The organism is Rhodococcus sp. 05-2254-6 (assembly GCF_002258565.1).
GTDB lineage: Bacteria > Actinomycetota > Actinomycetes > Mycobacteriales > Mycobacteriaceae > Rhodococcoides.
This window is the reverse complement of the sequence record NZ_NOZF01000023.1, coordinates 1-1,870: the sequence shown is the minus strand read 5'-3', so window position 1 is coordinate 1,870 and position 1,870 is coordinate 1. Positions and strand designations below refer to the sequence as shown.

2 protein-coding genes and 1 pseudogene are annotated in these 1,870 nt (G+C 65.5%); 1 reads left to right on the top strand and 2 read right to left on the bottom strand.

Annotation, left to right across the window (positions count from 1 at the left end; all coding sequences use genetic code 11):
- Nucleotides 1–1,099 (top strand): MmgE/PrpD family protein (locus CH256_RS03025; RefSeq protein ID WP_094668840.1); only part of this gene is annotated, 1,099 nt, incomplete at its 5' end.
- Here the strand turns inward: CH256_RS03025 and CH256_RS03020 are convergent.
- Nucleotides 1,096–1,626 (bottom strand): LpqN/LpqT family lipoprotein, encoded by a 531-nt coding sequence (locus CH256_RS03020; protein ID WP_179271978.1) that lies wholly within the window; start codon nucleotides 1,624–1,626, stop codon nucleotides 1,096–1,098. The two genes, CH256_RS03025 and CH256_RS03020, sit on opposite strands and share 4 nt — an antisense overlap.
- A pseudogene (locus CH256_RS27920) lies at nucleotides 1,623–1,870 on the bottom strand (hypothetical protein); the annotation flags it as partial. The gene CH256_RS03020 and the pseudogene CH256_RS27920, both read right to left, overlap by 4 nt.

Here is a 1,870-nt window from a genome sequence, read left to right as displayed (position 1 = left end):
CGACGCCATCGCATCGTGCTGCCTCGAGCTCGACGAGGGCAACAAGTACGCCGCCGGACATCCTGCTGCGCATGTCCTTCCTGCAGCGATCGCCGCGGCCAGGCTGGCATCGACGCCGATCTCGGGCCGGGCCTTCCTGACGGCCGTCGTAGCGGGCTACGAGGTTGCCGCTCGATTCGGCTGGGCATTGACCCGCCACAGTGCGTGGCACACCCATGGACACTGGGGTGCCACGGGCGCGGCCACGGCAGCCGCGTCGATTCGTGGTGCCGATGCGAACGAGGTTGCCGCGGCGATCGACTCGTCGTCTGCGTTGATTCAGGTAGCGCCCTGGGCGGTGGTTCTCGACGGCAATTTCTCGCGAAACCTGTGGATCGGCGGTGCCGCACGGGCGGGCGTGACCGCGGCCAGGCTCGCCCGGTCCGGGGTCGTCCACAATTCGGGGGCCATCGAGCACACCCTGGGCGCTCTGGTCGGGACACTGGACACGTCCCGACTGACCGAGGATCTCGGCGACCGATGGCTCACGCTGGAGGGCTACACGAAACAGCACGCCAGCTGCTCGTACACACACGCCGCCGTGGACGCTGTGCAGAGCCTGCGCGCTGCCGCCGAATGGTCCGCCGCCGACATCGAACATGTTCGGGTGCGAACACATTCGTTGGCGGAGCCCCTGTTCCGCCGACATCCGTCGAACAGGTTGGGCGCGATGTTCTCGCTGCCGTTCGTGGTGGCCGCCGCGTTCGTGTCCGACGCGATAGACGTCGACTCTCTGGACCCCCGAGGTTCGGGCTTCTCGACGGCCGAATCGTTCAGCGCCCGAGTCGACGTCGCATCGTCGAGCGAGCTCGACGCGCTGCTACCCGAGCGCCGAGCCGCCGAAGTGACGATCGAATTTCGGAACGGCACCACACTTTCGGCGACTGCCCCGAATCCGCTGGGCGACATCGACCATTTTCCGATGGATTACAGCGCGGTGCGCGCCAAGATCGCCCGATTGGTCGGCGAATCCGATACCGCGGTCATCGAGGACATCGTCGACTCCCTCGGCGATACGGAGGACGTTGCGGCGCTGTTGCGCGCACTACCGATTCGCTAGCGTCGACCGATACGCACCTCGCCGACGAATTCATCTGCAACACAGGACAATGTCTGTCGTAGCGAATCCGGCACGGTGACCGTCACCTGAACCAGGTACTGATCGACGATGTGGTGGACGACGACGTACCGGGTCCGGGCGAAGAACAACCGACCGGCGCAGTCGTAGCGACCCGCGATCGAGACGGACGGTAGACCGCAGAACGAACCTCGGTCGTGACTGATCTCGACCCAGCCGGGCAGTGCCCGCGCGTCTCCGAAGCCGCACTCCAGTAGGGCATCCGGGTCGACCGACCGTGCGAGCTTCCCGACCAGAACCACCGCATTCGGTACGAATCCGTCGACTGCGTTCGCCGGCGAGCAAAGCACCGCGGTGGCGTGTGGGAAGTGAAGCTCTGAAACAGCCTCCCAGTCCGGTAGCACCGGGAGCTCGAGCCCGAACCTGTCGCATTCGTCGCGATGCACCGGTGCCAGTTCGACACCCTGCTGCTGGAGATAGGTGTATACCGTCCTTTGTCGAACCGTCACTGGACAGTGTTCCTTCCACCGACAGTGGATGCGGCACGGTCGGCGCGGATACGCTCGCGCAGCCTGGGTGGGCGCAGCAACTCCCGCGCATCGTCGTGGCCCAGTTGCGCACGAGCCCAGGGATTGTCTCGACACCACAGAAGCAGCGCGAGCAGCGAATTCGGTTCGACCTTCTTCTCACACGCCATGATGACCAGCTCCGGTTCGTCGGTCTCGCTCGATCGGCGCGGGACTCTGATCACCG